General features: G+C 72.6%; 24 protein-coding genes. 12 read left to right on the plus strand and 12 right to left on the minus strand.

The features are described from left to right. Positions 1 to 4: 4 nt before the first annotated feature. Together amrb99_RS02640 and amrb99_RS02645 are read right to left on the minus strand one after the other, a co-directional pair. Complete coding sequence (locus tag amrb99_RS02640) at positions 5 to 2,341, minus strand: FtsX-like permease family protein (RefSeq protein WP_190851725.1); 2,337 nt, start codon at positions 2,339 to 2,341, stop codon at positions 5 to 7. Next, a complete protein-coding gene (locus tag amrb99_RS02645) occupies positions 2,335 to 3,102 on the minus strand; it encodes an ABC transporter ATP-binding protein (RefSeq protein WP_190851727.1) in 768 nt (255 codons plus the stop codon). The genes amrb99_RS02640 and amrb99_RS02645 overlap by 7 nt, the downstream gene beginning before the upstream one ends. Before the next feature lie 134 nt (positions 3,103 to 3,236). Here amrb99_RS02645 and amrb99_RS02650 point away from each other — a divergent pair, with 134 nt between their 5' ends. Beyond that, positions 3,237 to 4,532, plus strand: a complete 1,296-nt coding sequence (locus amrb99_RS02650; protein WP_190851729.1) for a sensor histidine kinase — start codon at positions 3,237 to 3,239, stop codon at positions 4,530 to 4,532. Beyond that, on the plus strand, positions 4,481 to 5,140 hold the full coding sequence (locus amrb99_RS02655) for a response regulator transcription factor (protein ID WP_190851732.1): 660 nt from the start codon (positions 4,481 to 4,483) through the stop codon (positions 5,138 to 5,140). The genes amrb99_RS02650 and amrb99_RS02655 overlap by 52 nt, the downstream gene beginning before the upstream one ends. Here the strand turns inward: amrb99_RS02655 and amrb99_RS02660 are convergent. Continuing rightward, positions 5,121 to 5,690 carry a hypothetical protein gene (locus amrb99_RS02660; RefSeq protein ID WP_190851734.1) on the minus strand — a complete coding sequence of 190 codons (570 nt, stop codon included), beginning with the start codon at positions 5,688 to 5,690 and terminating at the stop codon, positions 5,121 to 5,123. The two genes, amrb99_RS02655 and amrb99_RS02660, sit on opposite strands and share 20 nt — an antisense overlap. On the opposite strand from amrb99_RS02660, the gene amrb99_RS02665 reads away from it, so the two are divergent. Further along, positions 5,690 to 7,105: a DHA2 family efflux MFS transporter permease subunit gene (locus amrb99_RS02665; protein WP_190851736.1), complete on the plus strand. Its 1,416-nt coding sequence runs from the start codon at positions 5,690 to 5,692 to the stop codon at positions 7,103 to 7,105. The two genes, amrb99_RS02660 and amrb99_RS02665, sit on opposite strands and share 1 nt — an antisense overlap. Positions 7,106 to 7,692: 587 nt before the next feature. After that, positions 7,693 to 9,381 (plus strand): sigma-70 family RNA polymerase sigma factor, encoded by a 1,689-nt coding sequence (locus amrb99_RS02670; RefSeq protein ID WP_190851738.1) that lies wholly within the window; start codon positions 7,693 to 7,695, stop codon positions 9,379 to 9,381. Positions 9,382 to 9,430: 49 nt separating this feature from the next. On the opposite strand, the gene amrb99_RS02675 is transcribed toward amrb99_RS02670, so the two are convergent. Beyond that, a complete protein-coding gene (locus amrb99_RS02675) occupies positions 9,431 to 10,087 on the minus strand; it encodes an MFS transporter (protein ID WP_190851740.1) in 657 nt (218 codons plus the stop codon). A 304-nt stretch (positions 10,088 to 10,391) separates the two neighbouring features. Next, positions 10,392 to 10,853 (minus strand): nuclear transport factor 2 family protein, encoded by a 462-nt coding sequence (locus tag amrb99_RS02680; RefSeq protein WP_190851742.1) that lies wholly within the window; start codon positions 10,851 to 10,853, stop codon positions 10,392 to 10,394. Between the two features lie 86 nt (positions 10,854 to 10,939). Between amrb99_RS02680 and amrb99_RS02685 the strand changes: the two genes are divergently transcribed. After that, positions 10,940 to 11,509: a TetR family transcriptional regulator gene (locus tag amrb99_RS02685; protein ID WP_190851744.1), complete on the plus strand. Its 570-nt coding sequence runs from the start codon at positions 10,940 to 10,942 to the stop codon at positions 11,507 to 11,509. 90 nt (positions 11,510 to 11,599) lie between these two features. Here amrb99_RS02685 and amrb99_RS02690 read toward each other — a convergent pair whose 3' ends face one another. Next, positions 11,600 to 12,610 carry a hypothetical protein gene (locus tag amrb99_RS02690; protein WP_190851747.1) on the minus strand — a complete coding sequence of 337 codons (1,011 nt, stop codon included), beginning with the start codon at positions 12,608 to 12,610 and terminating at the stop codon, positions 11,600 to 11,602. Continuing rightward, positions 12,610 to 13,188 carry an RNA polymerase sigma factor gene (locus tag amrb99_RS02695; RefSeq protein WP_190851750.1) on the minus strand — a complete coding sequence of 193 codons (579 nt, stop codon included), beginning with the start codon at positions 13,186 to 13,188 and terminating at the stop codon, positions 12,610 to 12,612. Before amrb99_RS02695 ends, amrb99_RS02690 begins: the two co-directional genes overlap by 1 nt. A 182-nt stretch (positions 13,189 to 13,370) precedes the next feature. Between amrb99_RS02695 and msrA the strand changes: the two genes are divergently transcribed. The 3 genes from msrA (at position 13,371) to amrb99_RS02710 (ending at position 15,955) form a co-directional block, all read left to right on the plus strand. Further along, complete coding sequence (gene msrA / locus amrb99_RS02700; RefSeq protein ID WP_190851752.1) at positions 13,371 to 13,877, plus strand: peptide-methionine (S)-S-oxide reductase MsrA; 507 nt, start codon at positions 13,371 to 13,373, stop codon at positions 13,875 to 13,877. 323 nt (positions 13,878 to 14,200) lie between these two features. Next, on the plus strand, positions 14,201 to 14,710 hold the full coding sequence (locus amrb99_RS02705; RefSeq protein WP_190851756.1) for a hypothetical protein: 510 nt from the start codon (positions 14,201 to 14,203) through the stop codon (positions 14,708 to 14,710). A 204-nt stretch (positions 14,711 to 14,914) separates the two neighbouring features. Then, positions 14,915 to 15,955: a hypothetical protein gene (locus tag amrb99_RS02710; protein WP_190851759.1), complete on the plus strand. Its 1,041-nt coding sequence runs from the start codon at positions 14,915 to 14,917 to the stop codon at positions 15,953 to 15,955. 117 nt (positions 15,956 to 16,072) lie between these two features. Here amrb99_RS02710 and amrb99_RS02715 read toward each other — a convergent pair whose 3' ends face one another. Next, complete coding sequence (locus tag amrb99_RS02715) at positions 16,073 to 16,468, minus strand: Rid family hydrolase (RefSeq protein WP_190852165.1); 396 nt, start codon at positions 16,466 to 16,468, stop codon at positions 16,073 to 16,075. Positions 16,469 to 16,605: 137 nt separating this feature from the next. Here amrb99_RS02715 and amrb99_RS02720 point away from each other — a divergent pair, with 137 nt between their 5' ends. Further along, the gene (locus amrb99_RS02720) at positions 16,606 to 17,595 is read left to right on the plus strand and encodes a WYL domain-containing protein (RefSeq protein ID WP_190851770.1); all 990 of its coding nucleotides are present in this window, start codon (positions 16,606 to 16,608) and stop codon (positions 17,593 to 17,595) included. A gap of 28 nt (positions 17,596 to 17,623) precedes the next feature. Then, entirely contained in the window at positions 17,624 to 18,316 is a 693-nt protein-coding gene (locus amrb99_RS02725; RefSeq protein WP_190851772.1) for a hypothetical protein, read from the plus strand. A 41-nt stretch (positions 18,317 to 18,357) separates the two neighbouring features. Here the strand turns inward: amrb99_RS02725 and amrb99_RS02730 are convergent, their stop codons facing one another. Further along, the gene (locus tag amrb99_RS02730; RefSeq protein WP_190851780.1) at positions 18,358 to 19,530 is read right to left on the minus strand and encodes an epoxide hydrolase family protein; all 1,173 of its coding nucleotides are present in this window, start codon (positions 19,528 to 19,530) and stop codon (positions 18,358 to 18,360) included. Positions 19,531 to 19,612: 82 nt separating this feature from the next. Between amrb99_RS02730 and amrb99_RS02735 the strand changes: the two genes are divergently transcribed. Next, the gene (locus amrb99_RS02735) at positions 19,613 to 20,188 is read left to right on the plus strand and encodes a CGNR zinc finger domain-containing protein (protein ID WP_190851783.1); all 576 of its coding nucleotides are present in this window, start codon (positions 19,613 to 19,615) and stop codon (positions 20,186 to 20,188) included. Between the two features lie 16 nt (positions 20,189 to 20,204). Here amrb99_RS02735 and amrb99_RS02740 read toward each other — a convergent pair whose 3' ends face one another. Together amrb99_RS02740 and amrb99_RS02745 are read right to left on the minus strand one after the other, a co-directional pair. After that, positions 20,205 to 20,978 carry a SpoIIE family protein phosphatase gene (locus tag amrb99_RS02740; protein WP_190851785.1) on the minus strand — a complete coding sequence of 258 codons (774 nt, stop codon included), beginning with the start codon at positions 20,976 to 20,978 and terminating at the stop codon, positions 20,205 to 20,207. A gap of 83 nt (positions 20,979 to 21,061) precedes the next feature. Further along, positions 21,062 to 21,832: an MBL fold metallo-hydrolase gene (locus tag amrb99_RS02745; RefSeq protein WP_190851788.1), complete on the minus strand. Its 771-nt coding sequence runs from the start codon at positions 21,830 to 21,832 to the stop codon at positions 21,062 to 21,064. A 108-nt stretch (positions 21,833 to 21,940) separates the two neighbouring features. Here amrb99_RS02745 and amrb99_RS52950 point away from each other — a divergent pair, with 108 nt between their 5' ends. Then, entirely contained in the window at positions 21,941 to 22,564 is a 624-nt protein-coding gene (locus amrb99_RS52950; protein ID WP_190851791.1) for a tetratricopeptide repeat protein, read from the plus strand. Positions 22,565 to 22,594: 30 nt separating this feature from the next. On the opposite strand, the gene amrb99_RS02755 is transcribed toward amrb99_RS52950, so the two are convergent. Continuing rightward, a complete protein-coding gene (locus tag amrb99_RS02755; protein ID WP_206699763.1) occupies positions 22,595 to 22,969 on the minus strand; it encodes a MerR family transcriptional regulator in 375 nt (124 codons plus the stop codon). Positions 22,970 to 22,995: the final 26 nt, after the last annotated feature.

The following is a 22,995-nucleotide window of genomic DNA, read 5'->3' on the forward strand; positions in this document are numbered from 1 at the left end:
GCGGTCAGGCCGCCAGGCTCACGCCGGCCAGCACGATGCCCGCGGCGCCCGCCGCCGTCAGCGCCCCGGCCGCCACCAGCAGCGCGTACTCCTGGCAGACGAACGCGAACGCCTGCCGCCGGGTCGTCCCGATCCTGCGGAGCAGGGCCAGCTCGCCGCGCCGGCCCGAGATCGCCGTTGCGGCCGTGGTGACGGCGCCGATCGCGCCGTAGGCGGCGGCGATGCCGATCATCACCAGCAGGCCGACGCGGGTCTGGTCCGCCTGCCGGTCGGTGACGCCGCCGGCCCAGCGGGCGGCGGGCACGGCCGTGGCCTCGGCGTCGGCCCGGTGGTCATGACCCAGCGCGGCCTTCACGGCGGTGAGGGCGGTGGAGCCGCCGCGCACGTAGACGCGCGTGGGCCCGGCGCCGCCGGCACGGTGCGGTCCCAGGACGAGTCGCGGGCCGCCGGGTTCGGCGTCGAACACGGCGTTGATCCGCAGGGTCGCCGGGGTGCCGTCGGCGAGCCACAGGCGGACGGTCTGCCCGACCCGCTTGTGCCAGGAGCGGTCGAGCGCCACGGTCGCGTCGTTCAAGCCGTCCAGCGAGCCCTGGCGAACGCGCAGCCCGAGCACCGCAGGGGAGTCGACGGCGATGGCGGGGAACGGGACCGGCGCGGGTGCTTCCAGGTGGAACGGGGTCAGGGCGGGTTCGCGAGCGAGCACGCTGGTGTCGGTGACGGCGGTCGCCGCCGCGCCCGGCACGGCGCGGACGCGGGCGACCAGCGACGCCGGCAGCCCGGCGGCCCCGGAGGGCAGGACGACCAGGTCGGCGGGCGCGGCCTGGCGATGCAGGCCGCGGTCCTCGGCCGCCTGGACGGTGCCCGTCGTCCCGAGGACGGCCAGCCCGAGCCCCAGCGTGATCATCACGGGGGCGACCGTGGCGGCGGCCTGGCGGGAGCCGGCGGCCACCCGTTCGCGGGCCAGCAGGCCGCCGGGCCCGGCACCGCGGGTGAGCGGCCAGGTGAGCGCCCTGATCAGCGGTGGAAGGAAGACGGGGGCCAGCAGCACCGCGCCGCCGACGATCAGCAGCGCCAGCTCGACGTCGGTCTTGGGGTCCAGGACGGCGTCCGGCGCCGCCGTCACCACCGCGAGCAGCAGCACCGCGCCGAAGCCGAGCGCGGCCAGGCCCAGCAGCCGCCGGGGCAGCCCCGATCCGCGAGGTTCGGCGTCCGCCGCGCGCAGGGCCTCGGCCGGGCGGATGGTCGCGGCCCGGACGGAGGCGGCGACCACGGCCAGCACCGCCACCGCGACACCGGCGGCGAACGCGAGCGTCAGCGGCACCGCGCACGCGGTGGTGCGCGGGACGGTGAACCAGGACGGGGCCATGGCGTGGCGGGCGAGCCACCGGGCGAGCAGCGGCCCGCCGCCCAGGCCGAGCACGCATCCGGCGGCCGATCCCGCGACCCCGATGAGCACCGCCTCGACGCCGACCGACCGGACGACCTGGAGCGGTGTCGCGCCGAGGGTGCGCAGCAGCGCCAGCTCGCGCCGGCGGCGCGCGACCGACAGTCCGAAGGCGCCGGCGGTGACGTACAGCGAGACCGAGGCCGAGAGCAGTGCGGCGATGCCGAGGAAGGAGGTCAGCGAGGCCAGGTCGGCGCGGTCGCGGAGCGCGCCGGGATCGGCGAGGGCCCGGTCGCGGCCGGTCAGGAGCCGCACGCCGGGGAGGCCGGCGGCGCGCCGGGCGGCGGCCTGGCCGGCGGGCACCAGCGCGTCGACCGGGGGCGACAGCCGGGCCGCCTCGGCGTCGGAGAAGAAGACGGCGTGCTCGACCTCGGCCGCGCCGGCGGGAGCCCGCGCGGTCCCCACGACGGTGTAGAAGCCGTCCCGGTCGGCGGCGTGCACGAGGACCCGCTGCCCCGGCCGCCCGCCGGCGGTCGTGACGATCTCGCCGGGACGCGCGGGCGCGCGGCCGGAGGCCAGGGTGTAGGGGGCGAAGGCGGCCGAGGACCAGCCGTGGCCGACCTGGTCGGACGGGCCGCCGGGCAGCCGGGCGGGGAACGTGCGGTCCAGCGCGGCGCCGGGGAAGGCGGCCAGGGCCGCGGCGGGCAGGGCGGGCTGCTCGGCGAACGGGACGGCGGTCGGCGTCCCGTAGCGGTCCCGGAGCCGCAGGTTCGGGTCGGCCTGGACGACGGCGGGGGCGGCGGCGAACCGCCGCGGCAGCCGGTGCGGGTCGTCGGAGGCGGCCCCCAGCACCAGCGCCATCGTGGCGATCACCGCGACGCCGAGGGTGAGCGCGGCCAGCGGCCCGGCGAGGGACGTCCAGCGGGCGCGCAGGCCCGCGGCGGCGACGCTCAGCATGCCATCGCCTCCCCGGCCGCCGCGCCCGCCGCGCCCGCCGCCTCCTCCAGCCGGGCCAGGCGCCCGGCGACGGTCACCGCGTCGGGATCGTCCAGCGTGCCGGCGATACGGCCGTCGGCCAGGAACACGACGCGGTCGGCGTGCGCGGCGGCGACCGGGTCGTGGCTGACCATGACGATCGTCTGGCCGTGCTCGGCGACCAGCGTCCGCAGGACGCCGAGCACGGTGCGCGACGCCGCGCTGTCCAGGGCTCCGGTCGGCTCGTCGGCGAACAGCACGCGCGGCGCGGTGACGAGCGCGCGGGCGATCGCGACGCGCTGCTGCTGGCCGCCCGACAGCTCGGCGGGACGGTGCCGCGCCCGGTCCCCGAGGCCGACGGCCTCCAGCGCGGCCCGCACGGCGCGCCGGTCGGGGCGGTGCCCGGCGAGCCGCAGCGGCAGCCCGACGTTCTGCTCGGCGGTCAGCGCGGGCAGCAGGTTGTACGACTGGAAGACGAACCCGATCGTCTCGCGCCGCAGCCTGGTCAGCGCGGACTCGCGCAGCCGCGACAGGTCCCTGCCGTCCAGCGAGACCGCGCCCGCCGTCGGCCGCTCCAGCCCGGCGGCGCATTGCAGCAGCGTCGACTTGCCCGACCCCGACGCGCCCATGACGGCGGTGAACGACCCTTCCGCCAAGCCCAGCGTGACCCCGTCCAGGGCGGTGACGGCGCCGGGGCCCATCCCATAGGTCTTGCTCACCGCGGTGAGCCGAACGATGTCCATGGCTCCAGGCAACCGGTGCGGCGGTGCCCGGGTCGATCAGCCGTGCCACCGTGTTCGGGGTATGCCTGTCCTTACCCCCGGCCCTCACCCCAGCCGGATGGGCGGCTCCCGAAAACCGCCTCTATTCTGGCGCGATGGAGGCGATCACGGCACTGCGGCGGCGGGGTCTCCTGGCGTCGGCCCGGCCGTGGCGGAGCCTGGCGTACCTGGTGACCAGCTCGGTTCCCGGTGCGCTCGTGCTGACGGTGGTCGTGGCCGTGCTCCTCGTCGGCGGGACGCTGGCCTCGGTCGCCGTCGGGCTGCCGATGCTGGCGGCGCTGGCGTTCGCGGGCGTGCCCGTCGCCGCGTTCGAGCGGTGGCGGCTGCGCCTGGTGGACTCCGGGCCGATCGCCGACCCGCACCGCCCGCCGGACCGTCCGGGCGTGGGCGGCTGGCTGGCCACCCGGGTGCGGGAGGCCGCGACCTGGCGGGAACTGGGCTTCGCCGCCCTGCTGGCCACCGTGCTGTGGCCGCTCGACCTGGCCGTGGCCGCCGTCGGAGTCGCGCTGCCCGTCGCGCTGCTCACCGCCTGGATGCCCGTGCTGTCGGGCGGCCGCCGCGGGCTGTGGCCGGGCGTGGCGATCCACACCCCCGTCCAGGCGCTGGCGGCGCTGCCCGCGGGCGTCGTGCTGCTGGTGGCCGGCGCCTACCTGCTCACCGGGGCGGCGGCCGCGCGGGCGGCGCTGACCCGGCGCATGCTCGCGCCGCGTCCGGACGAGGCCGCGCGGCTGCTGGCGGAGGTCGCCGGGTCTCGCGCCCGGCTCGTCAACGCCTTCGAAGCCGAGCGCCGCCGCATCGAGCGCGACCTGCACGACGGTGCGCAGCAGCGGCTGGTCGCGGTCGCCACCAGCCTCGGGCTGGCGCTGCTCGACCTGCCGCCCGGGCCCGCCGCCGACCACGTCGCGCACGCCCACGGGCAGGCCCGGCTGGCGCTCACCGAGCTGCGCGAGCTGATCCACGGCATCCATCCGCAGGTCCTCACCCAGCACGGGCTCGCCGCCGCGGTGCAGGACGCCGCGGACCGCTCCCCGGTGCCGGTGGACCTCGACCTGGACCTCGCCGGCCGGCTGCCCGCACCGGTGGAGGCCACCGGGTACTTCGTCGTCTGCGAGGCGCTGGCCAACATCGTCCGGCACAGCGAGGCGGGCCGCGCATGGATCACCGGCGGCCGGCGCGGCGACACCCTGCTCCTGGAGATCGGCGATGACGGCGTCGGCGGCGCCGACCCGGCCGCCGGCACCGGGCTCACCGGCCTGTCGGACCGCCTCGCGGTCGTCGGCGGCACCCTCACCCTGTCCAGCCCGCCCGGGGGCCCGACCCTGCTGACCGTGGAGCTGCCATGCTGCGAGACCGCCACCTCCGCGTCGTCCTCGCCGAGGACGGCGCCCTGATGCGTGACGGCCTGGTCGCCGTGCTCACCCGGTTCGGGCACCAGGTCGTCGAGGCGGTCGCGGACGCGCCCGCGCTGACCGCCGCGGTCGAGGCGCACGAGCCCGACATCGTCGTCACCGATGTGCGCATGCCGCCGACCCAGACCGACGACGGCCTGCGCGCCGCGATCGCCCTGCGCGAGCGCGACCCGGGTCTGCCCGTGCTGGTCCTCAGCCAGTACATCGAGGCGGCGTCGGCCGGTGAACTGCTCGACTCCACCGACGCCCGCGCGGTCGGCTACCTGCTGAAGGACCGCGTCATCGACGTCACCGACTTCGCCGGTGCCGTGCGGCAGGTCGCCGAGGGCGGCACCGTCATCGACCCGGAGGTGGTCCGCCACCTGCTGGGCCGCCGCCGCGACCCGCTGCGGCGCCTCACCCCGCGCGAACGCGAGGTGCTGGCCCTCATGGCCCAAGGCCACTCCAACGCGGCCATCGCCCAGTCGCTCACGGTGTCGCCCGCCGCCGTCGGCAAGCACATCAACAGCCTCCTGGCCAAGCTCGACCTCCCGCCCGACGCCGACGTGCACCGCCGCGTCCTGGCCGTCCTCACCTACCTGCGCTCCTGACCCGGCGAACGCCCGCCCGGCCTAGGCGGTCGGTCGGCGAGGAGCACCGGCGCGCCGTGCCGAGTGCCGCCGAAAGGGGAGCCATCCGGGAGACGCCGCCACGCCTGCTTCCTGCCGGGCGCGGCACTGTGGTCAGGAGCGCTTCGATGACGGGACGCAGTGCATGAGCGCGAGCCCGGTGAAGGATCGCACCGTAGACGGCCACGGCGTCGGGGCGGGTGAAAGGCGGACGGCCTTCCGCGAGCGTGTAGAAGGTGGCTCCGAGAGCCCACAGGTCGGCGGCTTCGGTGGCGGGCTCGCCGTTGATGCGCTCGGGTGCGATGTAGGCGGGCGAGCCGGCCAGGCAGCCGGTTCCGGTGAGGGGTGTGTCATCGAAATGTCCCTGGGCTTCCCTACAGTCGCCGCATGGGACGCGACGTGCCGGTGTGCAGCCGATCAGCGGCTTTCGGTGAGTTCGGGGACGGCACAGGCATATGGCCGCGTACGTGCGGCCCGACGTCGCCGCATCGGCCAAAGGCAATTGCTGTAGAGAAGCAGATCTAGACGGCAATGGTCACGGGCCTTTCCGTCGAGTCCCCACCTGCGCTGTCGCCGCGCGGGCGGACCGTCGTGCTGTTGACCTGCTGCTTGAGCGTGGTCGTGGCGGGGCTGGACACGACGATCGCCAATGTGGCGCTGCCTTCGATCCAGAAGGCGCTGCACGCTCCGGTCAGCGGCCTGCAATGGGTGGTCGACGCCTACACGCTGGTCATCGCGTGCCTTCTGATGTTCTCGGGTTCGCTGGCCGACCGGTTCGGCCGGCGCCGGGTGTTCCAGGTCGGGCTGGGGTGCTTCTCGCTCGGGTCCCTGCTGTGCGGCCTCGCGCCCTCGCTCGGGTCCCTGGTCGCCTTCCGCGCGCTCCAGGCGGTGGGCGGCTCGATGCTGAACCCGGTCGCGATGTCGATCATCGCCACCACCTTCACCGACCCGAAGGAGCGCGCCCGCGCCGTGGGCGCCTGGGGAGCGGTGGCCGGTCTGGGCGGGGCGGGCGGGCCCGTGCTCGGGGGCCTGCTGGTCAGCGGTCTCGGATGGCGGTCCATCTTCTGGGTCAACGTGCCGATCGGCGCCCTGGCCATCTACCTGACCCAGCGGTTCGTCCCCGAGTCCAAGGCGGCGCGCGGCAAGCGGTTCGACCCCCTCGGCCAGTTGCTCGTCGTCACCTTCCTCGGCCCGGTCACGGCCGCCGTCATCGAGGGACCCCGGCACGGCTGGAGTTCGCCGTTCATCATCGGACTGTTCGTCCTGGCCGCCGTCTCGGTGTTCGCGCTGGTCGTGACCGAGTCCCGGCGCGCGGGGCCGCTGGTGGACGTCCGGCTCTTCCGCAGCCCGGCGTTCTCGGGCGCGGCGATCATCGCGCTGGTCGCCTTCATGGCCCTGGGCGGATTCCTGTTCCTCAACACCCTCTACCTGCAGGACGTCCGCGGCTACAGCGCGCTGCACGCGGGCCTGCTCACCATCCCGATGGCCGCCGCGCTGGCGGCATGCGCGATGATCTCGGGCCGCATCGTGGCCGCCCGGGGTCCCCGGCCGGCGCTCGTGCTGGCCGGGCTGCTGCTGACGGCGGGAGCGTGCCTGCTTCTCGGCGCCGGGCGCGAGACGGGGGCCTGGTACCTCGTGCTCGCCTATCTGCTCTTCGGTGCCGGCTTCGGCCTGGTCGGCACCCCGATCACCAACACCGCCCTGTCCGGGATGCCGCGCGACCAGGCCGGGGTCGCCGGAGCGATCGCCTCGACCTGCCGCCAGACCGGCGCCGCGATCGGCGTGGCGGTGTGCGGCTCGATCGTCGCGGTCGGGTCCGCCGGGTTCCTCGCGTCGAGCCGCACCGCCTCGGCCGTTCTGGTCGGCTGCGGCGTCACGACCGTGCTGCTCGGCTTCGTCTCGACCGGACGCTGGGCCCGAACCCGAGCCTCAATGACCCGCTATTGAGGGTGACCGGTCCGCACCCATCGGGCTGATCCGGATTGAACGACCGGCTGCGGCATCCACTGAGCGTCACGGCAATCCCGAGTTCTCGCCGCTGGTCGTTTTGGTGTGAGTGGCGGAATATGGGCGGTATTTGGCCTGCGATCACGTCCGGGATTCGGATCTCACTCGTGTCCGTTCCCGGTCACGTTGTCTCGTCGGGCGGGCGCGGGACGGGCGGGTCCGTAACGTTCAAGTGTGGCCGACCGGCACGGCGTGAGACCGGGGCAGGGTGATCCGAGCGGCGGGCGTCCCCGCTTGAAAGCGCCCGTGACCTGCGAATTGTCAGATCCGACGTGGCGCGGCGCTCCTCCTTGGTCGAGTGGGCGCCACAACGGCGCCGGGAACCGAGAGGAAGTCACGATGAGCGCTGGTTTCACCGAGGCGCTTGTTCTGTCGGTCGTGTCCGGTCTCCTGGTGGAGCTGGGACACGACCTCTTCTTGCGATTGGTCAGGCGGTCGCCGCGACCGGGCCTCGTCCGGCGGCCGGGTGCCGCGGGGCCAGCGTCCGCGGGGCGGCGGTGCGACGAGCCGGAGCGGGGGCGGGTTTCATGAGCGTGCGGAATTCCGGGGACGGGCGGCTCGACCGGGAGCGCGAGTCGCTGCTCCTGTCGGTCATCCTCGAGGGCCGGGACGCGGGGGGCATCACCGCGCCCGAAGCCGTCATCGAGCTGCTCCAGGGGCACCGTCCCGACCTGGAGCGGATCTGCTGGACCCGGTTGCGGCGGCATCCCGGTGTCGTCGAGGACGCGATGCAGGACATCGCGCTGGCGCTGCTGGACGCCCTGCGGCAGAAACGCGACAAGCGGCAGTCGATCGACGACTTCGGCAAGTACGCGCGGACCACGGCCATCAACACGTGCATGCGCTACACCACGTCGGCCCGCCAGGCCCCCGTCGCGCTGGACGACGTCGATACCGCCGATCCGTCGGGCTTCGACGACCTGTTCCGGCGGGTATGGAACGGCCGTGCCCTGGCCCTGATCGACGAAGCCGTCGATCAGCTGACGCCGCGGACCCGGGAGATCGTCCGGGACCTGGTGCTGCGCGAGCTCGCCGGAGCGCCCGCCAAGGCCGGCGGGACCGCGGCCTCCGTCTACAAGGCCCGCAGCAGGGGACTCCGCCACGTGATCGCCGCGCTTCGGGTGAGGCTGCGCGGCGAACTCGACCCCGGCACCGCCTGCGACGCGCTGCGCGAGCTGCTCGACGCGGCGGAGGACAGGCGGACCGAGAACGGGCAGTTGTCCGCGACCTCCCTGGAGGAGATCGCCAGACATCTCCATACCTGTTCGCGCTGCAAGGACCAGGAAGACAGACGCATCTTCGCCGCCCTCCGCGCGCTGCCGTTCCTGCTTTCGCCGCGAGCCGCAGAACGGCTGGACGCACGGATCCGGCTGGTCTCGGCCCGGACGTTCGCATCGGCCGCGAGCACTCACCGGCAGCCACCGCCGCGCAGGCGGCGCCGGCCTTCCCGGGCCCGTCCGTCCCGCCGCCCCGTCCCCAGGCCGAGGACGCCGCGTCCTCGCCGCAGGGACCGCGGGCTGACCACCCTGTTCGTCCTGCTGGTCCTGGTCGGTGCGGGCCTCGCGCTGGGCCGCTGGTCGCCCGCCGTCCGGGAGGCGTTGCCGCGCCTGCCCGCCCTGCCCGGCGCCTCGCCCGCCACCGAGCACGAGCGGCCTCTTCCCCAGAGCGGGCGTCCGCAGGCGGGGAGAACGCCCACCCCGAAGCACGAGACGACCAAGGCCGGGCCGAGCCGGCGGCCGCGGACGGGAGACGGGCAGAAGGGCGACGACCGACCGCCCAAGGACCCGAACGGCAACGACGGCCAGGACCCGAACAATGGCCAGGACCCGAACGACGACGACCAGAATCCCAACAACGAGCAGGACCCCCACAACGGTCAGGATCCGAACGGCGGCCAAGGACAGGACGGCGGGGACGGCCCGCCCGCGCCGCGCACCCTGACCATCAACCTCGACGCCGGGGGCGGCGGGGACGCGACCCGCTACCTCGACATCACCGTCGCCGGGACCCCGGCGGGCACCTGCGACGCGCCGGCCACCTGCACCTTCCCGGTGCACGACGGCGACGAGGTCACCTACGTCCACACCCCGGAACCCCACGAGAACCCGGCCGGCGACTGGACGACCGGCCGCTGCCCGGGATCCGCCGCCACCGTTCCGTGCACCTTCACCATCGACGGGGACGTCACCCTCAACCTCCAACTGCCCTGGTCATAGCCTCGACCGCCGAAGAACGGCCCCCGCCTCCACCGGCGGGGGCCGCAGCTCAAGGGCGGGGTCCTGGCGGCGGGTAGGGCGGCGGCATATAAGGCGTGCCATAGGGGGCCGGACGGACGGGCCGGCGAGTCGCGAGCAGCACGATTCCGGCGACGGTGCTGGCCGCCAGCGCGGCGAGCAGGAGCGGTTCCGCGGCCAGGAACGTCCAGCGCCAGCTGAGCGCGTCCGCCATCGCCTGATCGACGAAGGGGCCGCTGAGCAGCGCGACGAACCCGGCGGCCGCCATCACCGCCGCGACCGGCCACCGCCGGTCGCGGAGGCGCCCCACCAGCATGGCGGTCGCTCCTACCGTCGCGCCCGCGCCGACCCCGCCCAGCGAACGCCCCGCGGCCAGCATTCCGGTGGCGTTGGCGAAGGCGACCAGCAGCGCGCCGAGGATCATGATGCCGATCGCGGGGGCGGTCACGGCCGTCGGATAGCGGCCTCCGAGCAGAGCTCCCACCGGAAGGGCCAGGACGGCCGCGACCAGGTAGGTGACGATGACCGCCGAAGAGAAATCCGCCTGGCTCAAGGCCAGGGCCGGAGCCATCGGGGAGACCAATCCGGATTTCATGCCGGGGGCGCTGAAGCGATGCGTCCCATACGCCGCGGTGACCAGGAACAGGCCGACGATCGTGGCCAGTCCCGGGCCGATCAGCGTCCACAAGGGGCGATCTCCGGCCGGCGGTGTGTCGCTTCGCGTCGGTTGCTCATACTGCATCTGGACCGGCCCTCAGCACGAAGATGTCAACGATGAATACCCGTTCGCGCCGACCCGTGCCGGCGCACAGGGCAGCCGTCATGGACGGCGCGTCACCGATTATCCATACGTTTACGCCATCCGTCATTAGCGCTGAGCGCACAGATCATCGGCCTAACGAGCATTTTCGCAAGGCAGAGCCATCGAGCCCGGTACGCCGGACGCATCGGCCACTGGTGGAGACAGGTCAGCGGCCGACACGTCCAGGGCGCTACTGCAGCGGGATGTCGATTCCGTATTCGCTCTTGGGACGCGGGCCGTGAATGCGCCTGTCGGCTTCGGTGATGGCGACGTCGTTGATGCTCGCCTCGCGGCGCCGCATGAGGCCGTGGTCGTCGAACTCCCAGAGTTCGTTGCCGTAGCTGCGCCACCACCGGCCTTCCGCGTCGTGCCACTCGTACTGGAACCGGACGGCCATCCGGTTCTCGCGGAATCCCCAGAGGCTCTTGCGCAGCGCGTAGTCCAGTTCGCGCTCCCATTTGCGGGTCAGGAACGCGATGATCTCGTCGCGGCCGCTGATGAAGGCGTCCCGGTTCCGCCACACCGAGTCCGGCGTGTAGGCCGACGCGACGCGTTCGGGATCGCGGGTGTTCCACGCGTCTTCAGCCGCCTGGACCTTCTGCAGGGCCGTCTCCCGCGTGAAGGGCGGGTAGGGCGGACGATCTTCCGGCATGGCTGCCCCCTTGGTTGAGAACGAGCGTTCTCCATCGATGGGCGCTACGCTAGAGAACCATCGTTCTCAATGTCAAGGAGGCGCGGGTGCCCGCCCCGATCACCGCCGAGCAGACGCGGTCGGACCGTGAAGCCCTGCTCGACGCGGCGGAGAGGCTCTTCTACGAGCGGGGGATCCAGGCGGTCGGGATGGACGGCGTCCGCGCCGCCTCCGGCCTGCCGCTCAAGCGGATCTACCGGATCTTCGCCGCCAAGGAGGACCTCGTCGTCGCGATGCTCAGGCGGCGCGACCAGCGGTGGAGGGGAAGCCTGGCCGCCCACGTGAAAGGGGTCACCGATCCGCGCGAGCGGGTCCTCGCGGTCTTCGACTGGCTCGCCGAGTGGTTCGCCGAGCCGGGCTTCCGGGGCTGCGCCTGGATCAACGCCCACGGCGAGCTCGGCCCCTCGTCCCCGGCGGTGCTCGCCGAGGTCCGGACGCACAAGCGGGCCTTCCATGACCAGATCGCCGGGTGGGTCCGCGCCGCCGGATCGCCGGCCGTCGAACCGGTCTTCCTGCTCGCCGAAGGGGCCATCGTGACCGCCGGCATCACCGGCGATCCCGCCCCCGCCCGCCACGCGCGCACGGCCGCCGCGACGCTGCTCGGCGCACCTGCATGAACCCTGAGCACCGAACCCCCGAAGCCGTCGCCGCAGAGACATGCGGGCCGCTCAGCTGGCGAGCGGCCCGCACGGTTCCCCGGGGGCGGGTCAGAACTTGCCGGCCTCGATGTCGGCGAGCGTGACCCGGGAGGTGTGGTAGTAGATCGTGCTCGGCCGGACGCCCGAGCCGCTGCTGGTCATGGCGATGGGACGGCCCGTCCCGGCGTCGATCACCAGTTCCTCCGCCGACCGGCCCGCGGTGGGCCAGCCGTCCGCCAGCGTGAGCGTGGGCTGCCCGGCGGTGGTGGTCTTCGTGACCCTGACCTTCGGCATCGACGCCATGATGCGGAGCACCCCCGCACGGACCTGCGTGTTCTCCGGCGCCGCGATGAGCGCGTCGACGGCGTTCGTCCAGATGTGGTTGTCGGTGATCTCCTTCTGCTGCGCGGCCGTCGGCGGCTTCGGCGGCACGTACTTCTCGCCGCGCGCCTTGGCGATGGCCTTGAGCTTCTCGATCCTGGCCCGATCGGGGTCGGGGTTCGTCCCGGGGGCGATGTTGGCAACGGCCATCCGCGCGCGCGCCTCGCCGAGGTCCCCCTTCACGGCGTAGAGGGCCGCCGCTATGTCGCGCTTGAACAGGTCGTCGCCGCCGTCCTTCCTGATGACAGCACGCCGCAGCGCCCTCTTGTCGTTCCCCCAGTAGTAGGTGCCGTCGTCGGTGTAGAGGCCGATGCCGTCCCGGCCCAGCTCCGCGCTGGTAGGGGACTGGTTGCGGACCTCCAGCGTCGCGTTGCCCGGCGCCTTGGCCTGCAAGGGCGAGATGTCCGCGGCCAGCTCGGCCAGGACCGGGTTCGCCGCCGCCGCCTTTACGGGAGGCTTGCCGGGCGCCGACGTGGACGTGACGACCAGCACTCCCGCCGCGGCCGCCGCGACCAGGGCGGCGGCGCCAAGGCCCGCCGCACGGCGCCTGCTCCACCGGGACCGCGGTGCAGGCGCGGCCTCGGGCGTCTCCTCAACGGCCATCGCCGCCCGCAGCACGCTCCTGGCCTCCTCGTAGGCGCGCGGACGCGGCGGCTCCGCGTTCCCCAGCCCCTTCAGCAGGTCCATCTCGTCGATCATCAGCTGGTCTCCTTGATCGTGTTGCGCTCGGTCAGCAGCGCGGCCATCCCCGGCGCGTCCCGCAGCGCCATGCGCGCCTCGTGCAGGTGGCGGCGGGCCGTCCCGGGCGGTATGCCGATCGCCCGCCCCGCGTCGGCGACGGTCAGGTCCTCCCAGACGACCAGGGTCAGGATCTCCCGCTGCTGCGGCCCGAGCAGCGCCAGCGCGCGCCGCAGCACCGACTCGCCGTCGACGCGGTCGTCCACGGCCGCCCACGGGTCCCATCCGGGCTCCAGCCCGGCCGCGTCCGCCATCGGCCGCTCCACCGGCCGGGACCGCCAGTGCCGCCGCAGCGTGTTGTGCGCCACGCCGAACAGCCACGGCCCGGCGTCGGGGAAAGAGCGGTCGTAGGACGCGCGGGACCGGAGCGCCGCCACCCACACCTCGCCGAGCAGGTCCTCGGCCGCGTCGCGGCCGACCCGCCGCGCGAGATAGGCCCCGACCGCCGCCTCATGGCGCTGGACCACCGCGACGAAGGCGTCCTCGTCGCCGTCGAGCGATCGGGCGATCAGCTCCGCGTCTTCCGGACCGGATGTCATGATCCTCCTCGTTGTGGATCGCCTTACATTCGGCTATTGCCGGGCGGCGGCGTGAAGCGTTCGCTGCTGGTCAGCGCCCCGTCCTGCGCGGCCGCGGGCCCGTCGGCCACCAGGGGCCCCACTGGAATAACGTCCACGCGCCGCCTGCTGTAATCATCGACAGAGGACACGAGGGAGAGAACATGGCAACCGAGAGGGCCCTGCTCGCGGGCGGCTGCTTCTGGGGAATGGAAGAGCTGTTCCGCCGGCAGCCCGGAGTGGTCTCCACGCGGGTGGGCTACAGCGGCGGCGACGTGCCCAACGCCACCTACCGCAACCACGGGTCCCACGCCGAGACGATCGAGGTCGTCTACGACCCCGACCAGACCGACTTCCGGGCGCTGCTCGAATTCTTCTTCCAGATCCACGACCCCACGACCCTGAACCGGCAGGGCAACGACATCGGCACGAGCTACCGCTCCGCGATCTTCTACACGTCGGACGAGCAGCGGAAGGTCGCCGAGGACACCATCGCCGACGTCGACGCGTCCGGCCTGTGGCCGGGCAAGGTCGTCACCGAGGTGACCGCCGCCGGCGACTTCTGGGAGGCCGAGCCGGAGCACCAGGACTACCTGCAGAAGTACCCGAACGGGTACACGTGCCACTTCCCCCGCCCCGGCTGGAAGCTGCCGAAGCGGGCCGAAGCCTGACACCACGGGACGGCGCGGGCGTCGGCCTGCGCCGTTCTCGGCATGCACCGGCCGCCATCCTTCGCCCGGCACGGCCCCGGCGGCTCGCCGACGCCGCGAGCGGCCGAGAGCACCGCGTGACCTCCTAAACGACGTCCGTCCCGTCACAAGCTGCGCATTGCGCAGCTTTTTGCTGTCTTGAGGGGGCCGGCAAGGGACGCGAGCCGACAGTGGCGCCGCTTGGGCCGGCCGGTGACCGGATGCGGCGATGCTCTCGTGCGAACGGGATCCCTTCCATGCGCGTCATAGCGGGTGCCGGGGCTCCCCTCGCACGAAGGACACGCATGTCACAGCGGAGAATGAGCCCTGCCGGCGCCCTCGTCACGATCGTGGTCTGGCTCGCCGTAGCCCTCCTGCCCCTGCTCTACGGCCTCTCGGACGCGCGCCTGGCGTTCGGTCTCACCGGCACGCCCGGCACGGCGACGGTGGAGCGGTGCGTCGACTACGGCTCGGGGGAGGACGAGCGCACCGAGTGCCGCGGACGCTTCGTCCCCGACGACCGCGGGACGGCCGCCCGCACCGTCGCGCTGCCTCCCGAGTCGGACGAGGGCGAGAGCTTCCGCGCCCGCCTCCAGCCCGATGGCGAGCGGGCGCGGCCCGCGGACCTCAAGGGCCGCCTGTCCGCGCTGATCCTGCCCGCACTGGGCCTGCTCTTCCTGATCCCCATGCCCCTGGGGCTGACCTACCTGCTCGCCGGCCGCCGGCCGGGGCGGCCCCTGCGCTACCTGACGGCGGGCTCGGCGGCGCTGCTGGGCGGCGTCTGCCTGGCGGGCCTCGTCGCCTCCAACCTGTAAGGGCGAACGGGTGACCTTCTCATGGCACGACACGCGTTTTCGTCATGATCGGTCGCGCCTATCTCCATGACTGAGGTAATGAGCGGCTTCCCGGGCGAATTCGTGGTCACATGACTGTGGCAGGCGGCGGTGCGAAACTCGCACAGGGGAGTCGGCGATATGAGAAATGGGGCGCTTCGCGTCGTCGCGTCGATCGCGGTCGCCATGACCGCGACGGCAGCCGCGTCCGACGGGCATGGCTGGGCGGTGCACCGGGAGCCGGGGGCGCTACTGGTGGGCGAATCGTTCACCGGCGAGCGCGCCGACCCGCGTTTCATCGGATACGGGGCGGCATGCCTGACGGGCGCGCCGCGCGGACAGGCACCGGCGGAGGCCACGAACCACCCTCTGGGAGGGTGCCGCCGGGATCCGGTCGGCCCCGTGCCCCCGGGCGACGCGGATCCGCACGGGTATCTGCAGCTCACCGATGCCCATGTCGAGCAGACGGGCGCGGCGCTGTTCGACTCGCCGATCCCGGCCAGGGAAGGGCTGGAGGTGACCTTCGAGCAGTGGCAGTACGGGAACACCACGCGGGCGCCCGCGGACGGGATCTCGTTCTTCCTCACCGACGGCGCCGCGCGGCTCGCCACACCGGGCGCCTTCGGCGGAAGCCTCGGCTACGCCCAGAAACTGCCGGACGACAACAGCGAGGGCCAGGTCGTCCCGGGGGTCGACGGCGGATATCTCGGTATCGGGCTCGACGTGCTGGGTGATTACTTCGGCGACGGAGAAAGGCGCGGAAACGGCTGCGAGCGGCGTTCTCCGGCCGGCACGATGTTCCGCCGACCCGCTCCAGGCCCCAATGTCGTGAGCGCCCGCGGCCCCGGCAACGGGAGCGACGGCTACTGCCTGCTCGCCGCCACGACGGGGAACGCGACTTCCGACGGCTCCTGGCCGTCGACTCTTCCCGGCCGGCTCCACGGCAATCTGAAGAGGATGCCTTCCGGTGCGACGCCCGAAGAGGCCGAAGAACTGCTGGAACCGCTGAAAAGGACCGTCCGCGTCCGGGTGTCGCCGCCACCGGAGCCGACGGCGACGGTCGACGTCGACTTTCAGGACGGACGGGGCTTTCGGCAGGTGCTCCGGTTCCCCGCGCCCCGGCCGGTCCCGGACACCGTCAAGCTCGGCTTCGCCGCGTCCACGGGACCGCAAACCGACGTGCAGCTCATCCGGCGCCTCACCGTGCGGACGGGCCGCTCGAACTGAGGCCGCCCCGCTGGGGCACGCGTCGAGTCGGCCACGTGCCGACCGGCCCTGCCGTCCCGCACTCCCGCTGCTCGTGCCGGTTCGACCGGCACGAGCAGCGGAGGCGGCGAGGCCGGATCACGCCACGGCGGTCCCCTCGAGTTCGACCATCAGCTCGGGGATCGCCAGCCGTGTCACCCCGAGCATCGTCGTGGACGGTGCCGCCCCGGCCGCGCCCAACCGCGACGCCAGCACGCCGTAGTGCTGGAACAGGAGATCGACGTCGGTGGTGTAGACGTTCAGCCGGACGGGGTCCACGAGCGACATGCCGCCCTCGCCGAGTACGGCCTCCAGGTTGTCGAGGCTCAGCGCCAGCTGCGCCGCCATGTCACCGGCGTGCTGGGGCTTGCCGTCGCCGCTCATGGCGGTCTGCCCGGAGCAGTACAGGGTCCGGGTGTGCCCCGAGACGACCTCCCCTTGGTTGTAACCCATCTCCACCGACCACGGCCACGGGTTGACCGCCGTTCGCTCCACTGCCACATCGGCTCCCTTCGCTTCGTCGAGTACCCGGACGTCGATCGGCCCGGTGGCCGCCCAGCTTCGACGCCGTGCCGATGAGCCTCCCAACGAATCACGACATCCTGTGTCGTGTATTTCAGTAGGGTTCGCGCATGCGTGCCGACCGGTTGGTCTCGCTGGTGCTGCTGCTGCGCCGGCGCGGTCGGCTGTCCGCGGCCACGCTGGCCCGCGAGCTGGAGGTGTCGACCCGCACCGTCCTGCGCGACATCGAGGCGCTGTCGGCGGCCGGAGTCCCCGTCTACGCCGAACGCGGCCGGCACGGCGGGTTCGCGTTGCTGCCCGGCTTCCAGACGGAGCTCACCGGACTGAACCACGACGAGGCCCTCGCCCTGCTGATCGCCGGATCGCGGCGCGGCGCGCAGGCGTTCGGGCTCGGCTCGGCGCTCGCATCGGCCATGCTCAAGGTGGTCGACGCGCTCCCCGAAGGCCAGCGGGACATCGCGGCCGGTGCGGCCCGGCGACTGCTCGTCGACCCGGAGACCGACCTCCTCTCGCGGCGGCCGGCCGCCGAGGAGGTGCCCGACGCCGTCGTGGCCGAGGTCCGGCGCGCGGTGTTCGCCGGGCACAGGCTGCGCCTTCACTACGCGGCCGTGGACCAGGCCCCGAAGTGGCGCACGGTGGACCCGATCGGCCTGGTCACCGTCCGCGGCCAGGGCTACCTGCTGGCCACGCGGTCCGGCGAGGACCGCACCTACCGGCTGTCCCGGATCCGGGCCGCCGAGGAACTCGCCGAACCGGCGCAGCGACCGGACCGGGTCGATCTGGACCGGGCCTGGCAGGAACGCAGCACGCGGTTCCGGACCGGCGGCGACCAGGTCACCGTGCTGCTACGGGTGGACCCGGCACGGCGGGAGGACCTGGTGGCCACCGCGCTGGCCGTCCGCGCCGAGGAAGCCGACTCGGACGGCCGATTGCTCATGGAAGTGACCTTCCAAGATCCGAGACACGCCGAATGGGCGTTGTGGCAGCTCGCGGCGAACGCGGAGGCACTGTCCCCGCAGTGGCTGCGCGACTCCCTGCACGACCGCGCCGCCGCGATCGCCGCACGCTACGAAGCGCCGTCCGAGGATCGTCGGCGCTAGATGCCCGCCGCCACACCCGAGGAGATTCGTGACCGGGAATGACGCCGAAAAGCAGCCGTGGGACCCTTTCGGCACCCTCCGCCGGGTCCTCTGGATCAGCGGCGGGCAATGGGCCGGTAAGTCCACCGTCGCACGGTTGCTGGCCTTCCGGTACGGGCTGACGGTCTACCACTACGACCACCACGACGCCCGCGGTCACAACGACCGCCGGATCGCCCGCCGCGTCAAGCTCGGCCGATCTCCCGCCGACCCGGACCCCGACCAGATGTGGGTGAACACCACCCCGGAGGACATGGCCGCCGAGACGCTGGCCGGCTTCCCGGTCCGGTTCGAATGGGCCTTGGACGACCTCCGTTGCCTGGTGTCAGGGCGCCCCATCATCGCCGAAGGCTGGGGGCTCCGCCCCGAGCTGGTCGCCCCGATCCTCGACTCTCCCCGGCGGATGGTCGTCATGGTCCCCACTCGCGCTTTCCGTGACCGCCAGCTCCGCGACCTCCCGCGAGCCGCCACCGTGGGCAGCGACGTCAGCGACCCGGAACGGGCTCAACGCAACCGGCTGGAGCGGGACCGCCTCGTCGCCGACGACGCCGTCCGCTGCGCCCAACGCCTCGGCATCCGCGTGATCGAGGTCGACGGCTCCCACGACGCCGCGGCCATCGCCGGCATCGTCGCCGACCACTTCAGCCCCTACCTGCCACCACCAGAGGACCACAGCGCTTGAGCGGCGCGAGCGTTCAGGCGGTTCTCCGGCCCGACCTGCGTTCAGCGATGAGCGGCCAGCACTGCCCCGAGGCCCGCCTGAAGGTCCTTGACGAAGAACTCGGGCACCTCCAGCGACGGGAAATGCCCCCCGCTTTCAGGCGACCTCCATCGGACGATCTGCCGGTACCGTTCCTGCGCCCAGGGTCGCGGACACTTCTCGATGTCGCGGGGATACATCGTGATCGCCGACGGGACGTCGACCCGGAGTTCGGGGTCGAGCGAGTTGTGGCTCTCGTAGTAGATGCGGGCCGCCGATGCGCCGGTCCGCGTCAGCCAATAGAGGGTGACGTCGTCGAGAACGCGGTCTCTGGAAATCGTCTCGAACGGGCTGTCCTCGGTGTCCGACCATTCGGCGAACTTGTCGAGGATCCAGGCGAGAAGCCCGACCGGTGAGTCGACGAGCGAGTAGCCGATGGTCTGCGGCCGGGTCGCCTGCTGCTTCGCGTACGCCGCGCGGTGGTGCCAGAAATCGCGGGTTTCCTCGGTCCACCTGCGCTCGACCGCCGTCAGCCCGTCCGTCGCCAGCGCGGGCGGCGCCTCCGCGAACGTCGAGTGGATGCCGATAACGTGCTCCGGGAACCTGCCGCCGAGAACCGTGGTGATATTGCCGCCCCAGTCGCCGCCGTGGGCGAGGAACTCGCTGTAGCCGAGCCTCTCCATCAGTTCCACCCATGCGGCCGCGATCCTTTCGGTTCCCCATCCGGTGGCGGTCGGTTTGTCGCTGTGGCCGAAGCCCGGCAGTGAGGGGGTCACGACGTGGAACGCCGGCGCGTCCGCGTCTTTCGGGTCCGCCAGCTCGTCCACCACATCGACGAACTCGGCAATGCTGCCCGGCCAGCCGTGCGTCAGGATCAGCGGAGTGGCGTCCGCGCGCGCTGATCGGCGGTGCAGGAAATGAATTCCCAGGCCGTCGATGGTCGTGCGGAACTGGCCGAGCCGGTTGAGGCGCTCTTCGAAGGACCGCCACTCGTACCCGGTGCGCCAGTAGTTCACGAGGTCGGCGAGATCGGCGAGGGGAACGCCCTGGTCCCATCGGCCAGCGCCCGGCGCGCCGCGGTGGACCGTCTCGGCCTCCGGTAGCCGCGCCGCGGCCAGTCGCGCACGCAGATCGTCGAGGTCGGCGTCGGTCGCGCGGGCTTCGAACGCTCGCACGTCGCTGGTCGGACGGGACATGAGACCTCCTGGCCATCGCGGAACCGGCTAAGACGGTTCTAACATGGCGTCTCGCCGGCGTGCAACCGGCTAAGGTGGTTCCATGCCTGCTGGGTTCCCTGAGTTCCGCCTCGGTAGCGTGCTGGCCACCAGCTTCACGGCGACCCTGACGGAGCGCCGCGGCGACGCCGTGGAGCGCATTCCCACACCGCAGCGGCTCGTCGACTGGCTGGCGGTGAACGGCCTCGCCGTGGACTCCTGCACCGCCGCCCAGCTCGACCTCGCTCGGGAACTGAGGGAGTCGATCCACCTCGCCGCGACGGCGGCCGCGCTCCAGGACGCTCTTCCCGCGTCCGCCGTCCAAGTCATCAACGACCGCAGCGTTCAGGGCCGGGCCGCGGCGATCCTGACGCCCGAGGGCAAGCGGCAGTGGCGGCTCGGCTCGTCCTCCCGCGTGGAAGACGCGCTCAGCGTCATCGCCGCCGATGCGATCGAGATCATCGCGGGCGAGCGGGACGGGAAATTGGCCCTGTGCGCGTCACCGACCTGCCAAGCCGCCTTCTTCGACACCAGCCAGAGCCGCACCCGCAAATGGTGCGACATGAACACGTGCGGGAACCGTCAGAAGAAAGCGCGCTTCAATGCCAGGAAGCGCGAACACCCCGGTTCAGCGGAGTGATCCTGGCCGGAGCTTGTCACGGTGGGGTCGGGCGGAGGGCGATGTCGTCATCGCTGTCGGAACCCAGCCTGATGAGCAGCTCGTCGCAGAACACCTCGAGAGGGGCGCGGGAGAGCGCGGCGGCGTGCTCGCGGAGCCTGTCCAAGCCGCGGTCGAGAGGCTCGCCGCGGCGTTCGATGAGGCCGTCGGGACAGCTCCCAGTCGCTCGGGATCCGTGGGCGACGGCGTAGACGCTGGTGCCGGTCGCCTCCTGGACCAGGGTCCGGTTCGCCATGTCGAGGTGGCGCAGGACCTCTTCGGGCGGCTCCTGGCAGACCACCGAGATGCCGCGCAACATGCTGCTCAGCCGGCTCATGGTGGCGGTCGCGTCGATGTCGCCGCCGGTGACGTCCCCGATGACCACGGCGGTGCCGCCGTCCGGGAGGGCGAAACCGTCGCACCAGTCGCCGCCCACCTGCGCGGTGATGGACGCCAGCCGCTCGACAAGGTAGAGGCCGCGTCCGGTATCGGTGTACGGATGACGGCGCCGCGGCACCAGCCCGCGACGCGGATCGCCGTCGACGACCCGGGCGTGGACCGTGCCGTCCACGGACCGGGCCGACACCCCGACCTCGGTGCGCGTATGGAGTACCGCGTTGGTCACCAGCTCGCCGACCAGCAACTCGGCGGTGCACACGACGTCCAGGGCGACGCTTGCCGCCAGCCGGTCCCGGACGAATTCCCGGGCGTGTGCCGCACTCTCCGGCAGCGCGGGAAACGTCCGCTGCGGTCCTCCCTCCAGCTCACCCATGTGGTCAGTGTGGTCCCGACCGATGGTCGAAGCCCCGATCGCCGGCACGTGTCATTCGATCACCTTTGGTGAGATTCCCCTGCTCAGCCGACGGAGAAGGCGGCCCCAGGAGCGGCGTGTTCGATCGGACCGTCGAAGCGTGTCGAGGCACGGGCCACCGCCTGCTCCGGAGTGAGGAACCGCCCGACGTGCGTGACGACCAGCCGTCCCGCCTTGGCGGAACGGGCGGTGTCACCCGCGTCCTCCGGCGTGTGGTGCACCTGCTCGCCCGCAGCCGGGGCCTGGGCGCTCTCGGCCTCGCACAGCAGCACGTCGCACCCCTCGGCCAGGCTCGTCAGGCCAGGGCAGGGGGCCGTGTCCCCGGAGTACACCAGCGAGCGGCCCTCGGCCTCCGCGCGCAGACCGAAGGCCGGCATGCCGTGCGCCACCGCCCGGCTGGCCAGCGTGAGCGCGCCGACCCGCACCTCGTGCCCGTTGTGCAGTTCCTCGATGGCGAATGCGGATTCGACCGGGCTGCGGGTGGAGGTGTTGGTGAGGAAGTGCGCCAGCCGATCGGCGATGCCCGGCGGGCCGTAGAGGGGGATGGGAGCGGCGAGTTCGATGTCGGCGTAGAGCGCGCCGTAGTAGGCGGTGAGCAGGTCCGCGCTGTGATCGGCGTGCAGATGCGAGATCCAGATCGCGTCGAGCTCGTCCAGCCGGACGTACCGCTGCAACTGAGCCAGCGTCCCGCTGCCCGCGTCCACCCACACCTGAGCGCCTCCTCCGGACACCAGGTAACCCGAACAGGGATTGTCCACAGTCGGGTACGGCGTAGCGCAACCCAGGACCGTGAAACAGAGAGAATCGCTGGTCATCCGCGAAGTCTAAAACGCGTGATCCACAGGTCTCGAAGCTACCGCCGAGCCACCGACAGGTGTACCGCCGGCATTGCTCGATGATCGAGATCGGGGCAGCATTCGATCGTGCAGGACACCTACGAACAGGGCGAGGCCCTGTACTTCGGCGGGGAGTATGCCGAGGCCGAACCCTTACTCCGCCGCGCTGCCGAGGAAGGGCATGCGCACGCCCCGTACCGGTTGGGGCGTTGCTATCAAGAACTCGGCCGTCTGGAGGAGGCCGTGCGCTGGCTGCGCGTCGCCGCGGAGGGCGGTGACACCCTGGCGATGAACGATCTGGCGCTCTGCTTGGAGGACGGCGACCGAGCCGAGGCCGTCGTCTGGATGCGCCGTGCGGCCGAAACGGGCTCCCAGACCACCGCCGCATACAACCTGGGCGTCTTCCTAGAGGAGGACGGGAATCTGCAGGAGGCGGAGCACTGGTATCGGCATGCGGCCAATTGCCTCTACTTTCCGGCGGGCCGCAACCGGCTGGCCCTGCTGCTGGAACTGACGGGCCGCGACGATGAGGCGGAGACCTGGTATCGGACGGCCCTGGAGGAAATGGCCGCGCATGAGGACCCCGACGACCACGACGAGGACTACCGGGCCAACACGGACATCATGCTCAATCTTGCTGAGCTTCTGGAGCGCACTGGTCGGCGCGGCGAAGCCTGCGGTCTGCGTCGGCATGCCGCTGGCCGTGCCTGAAGAAGCCGCTCGGTTCCGGCGGGTGGCCGCTCAGGTTTCGCGGACGAAGGTCGCGCAGTCCGGGCAGTCGTCGAGATAGCGATGCCGGCACTCGGCGGTGTGCCGCAGGAAGGTGATCGCCTGCCGCCTCTGGGCGATGTCTCTTTCGAGTTCGGCGATCTTCGCCTTCACGACCGCCTGCGCCGCCGACTTCTTCGGCGCCATGGCGGCGGTGACCTCGGGCAGCGAGAGCCCGACCCGCCGCAGTTTCAGGACCGTGCGCGCCTGCTCCACGGCGTTGTCGTCGTAGACGCGGTAGCCGTTGCCGTCGCGGCGCACGGTGAGCGCTCCGACGTCCTCCCAGTGCCGCAGCACGTGCGCTTCGATTCCGAGTTCCGCGGCCACTTCCCCGATCGTCTTCACCACGCGCGCCTTGCCTTCATGTCGACCTG

This window comes from Actinomadura sp. RB99, assembly GCF_014706005.1.
GTDB lineage: Bacteria > Actinomycetota > Actinomycetes > Streptosporangiales > Streptosporangiaceae > Spirillospora.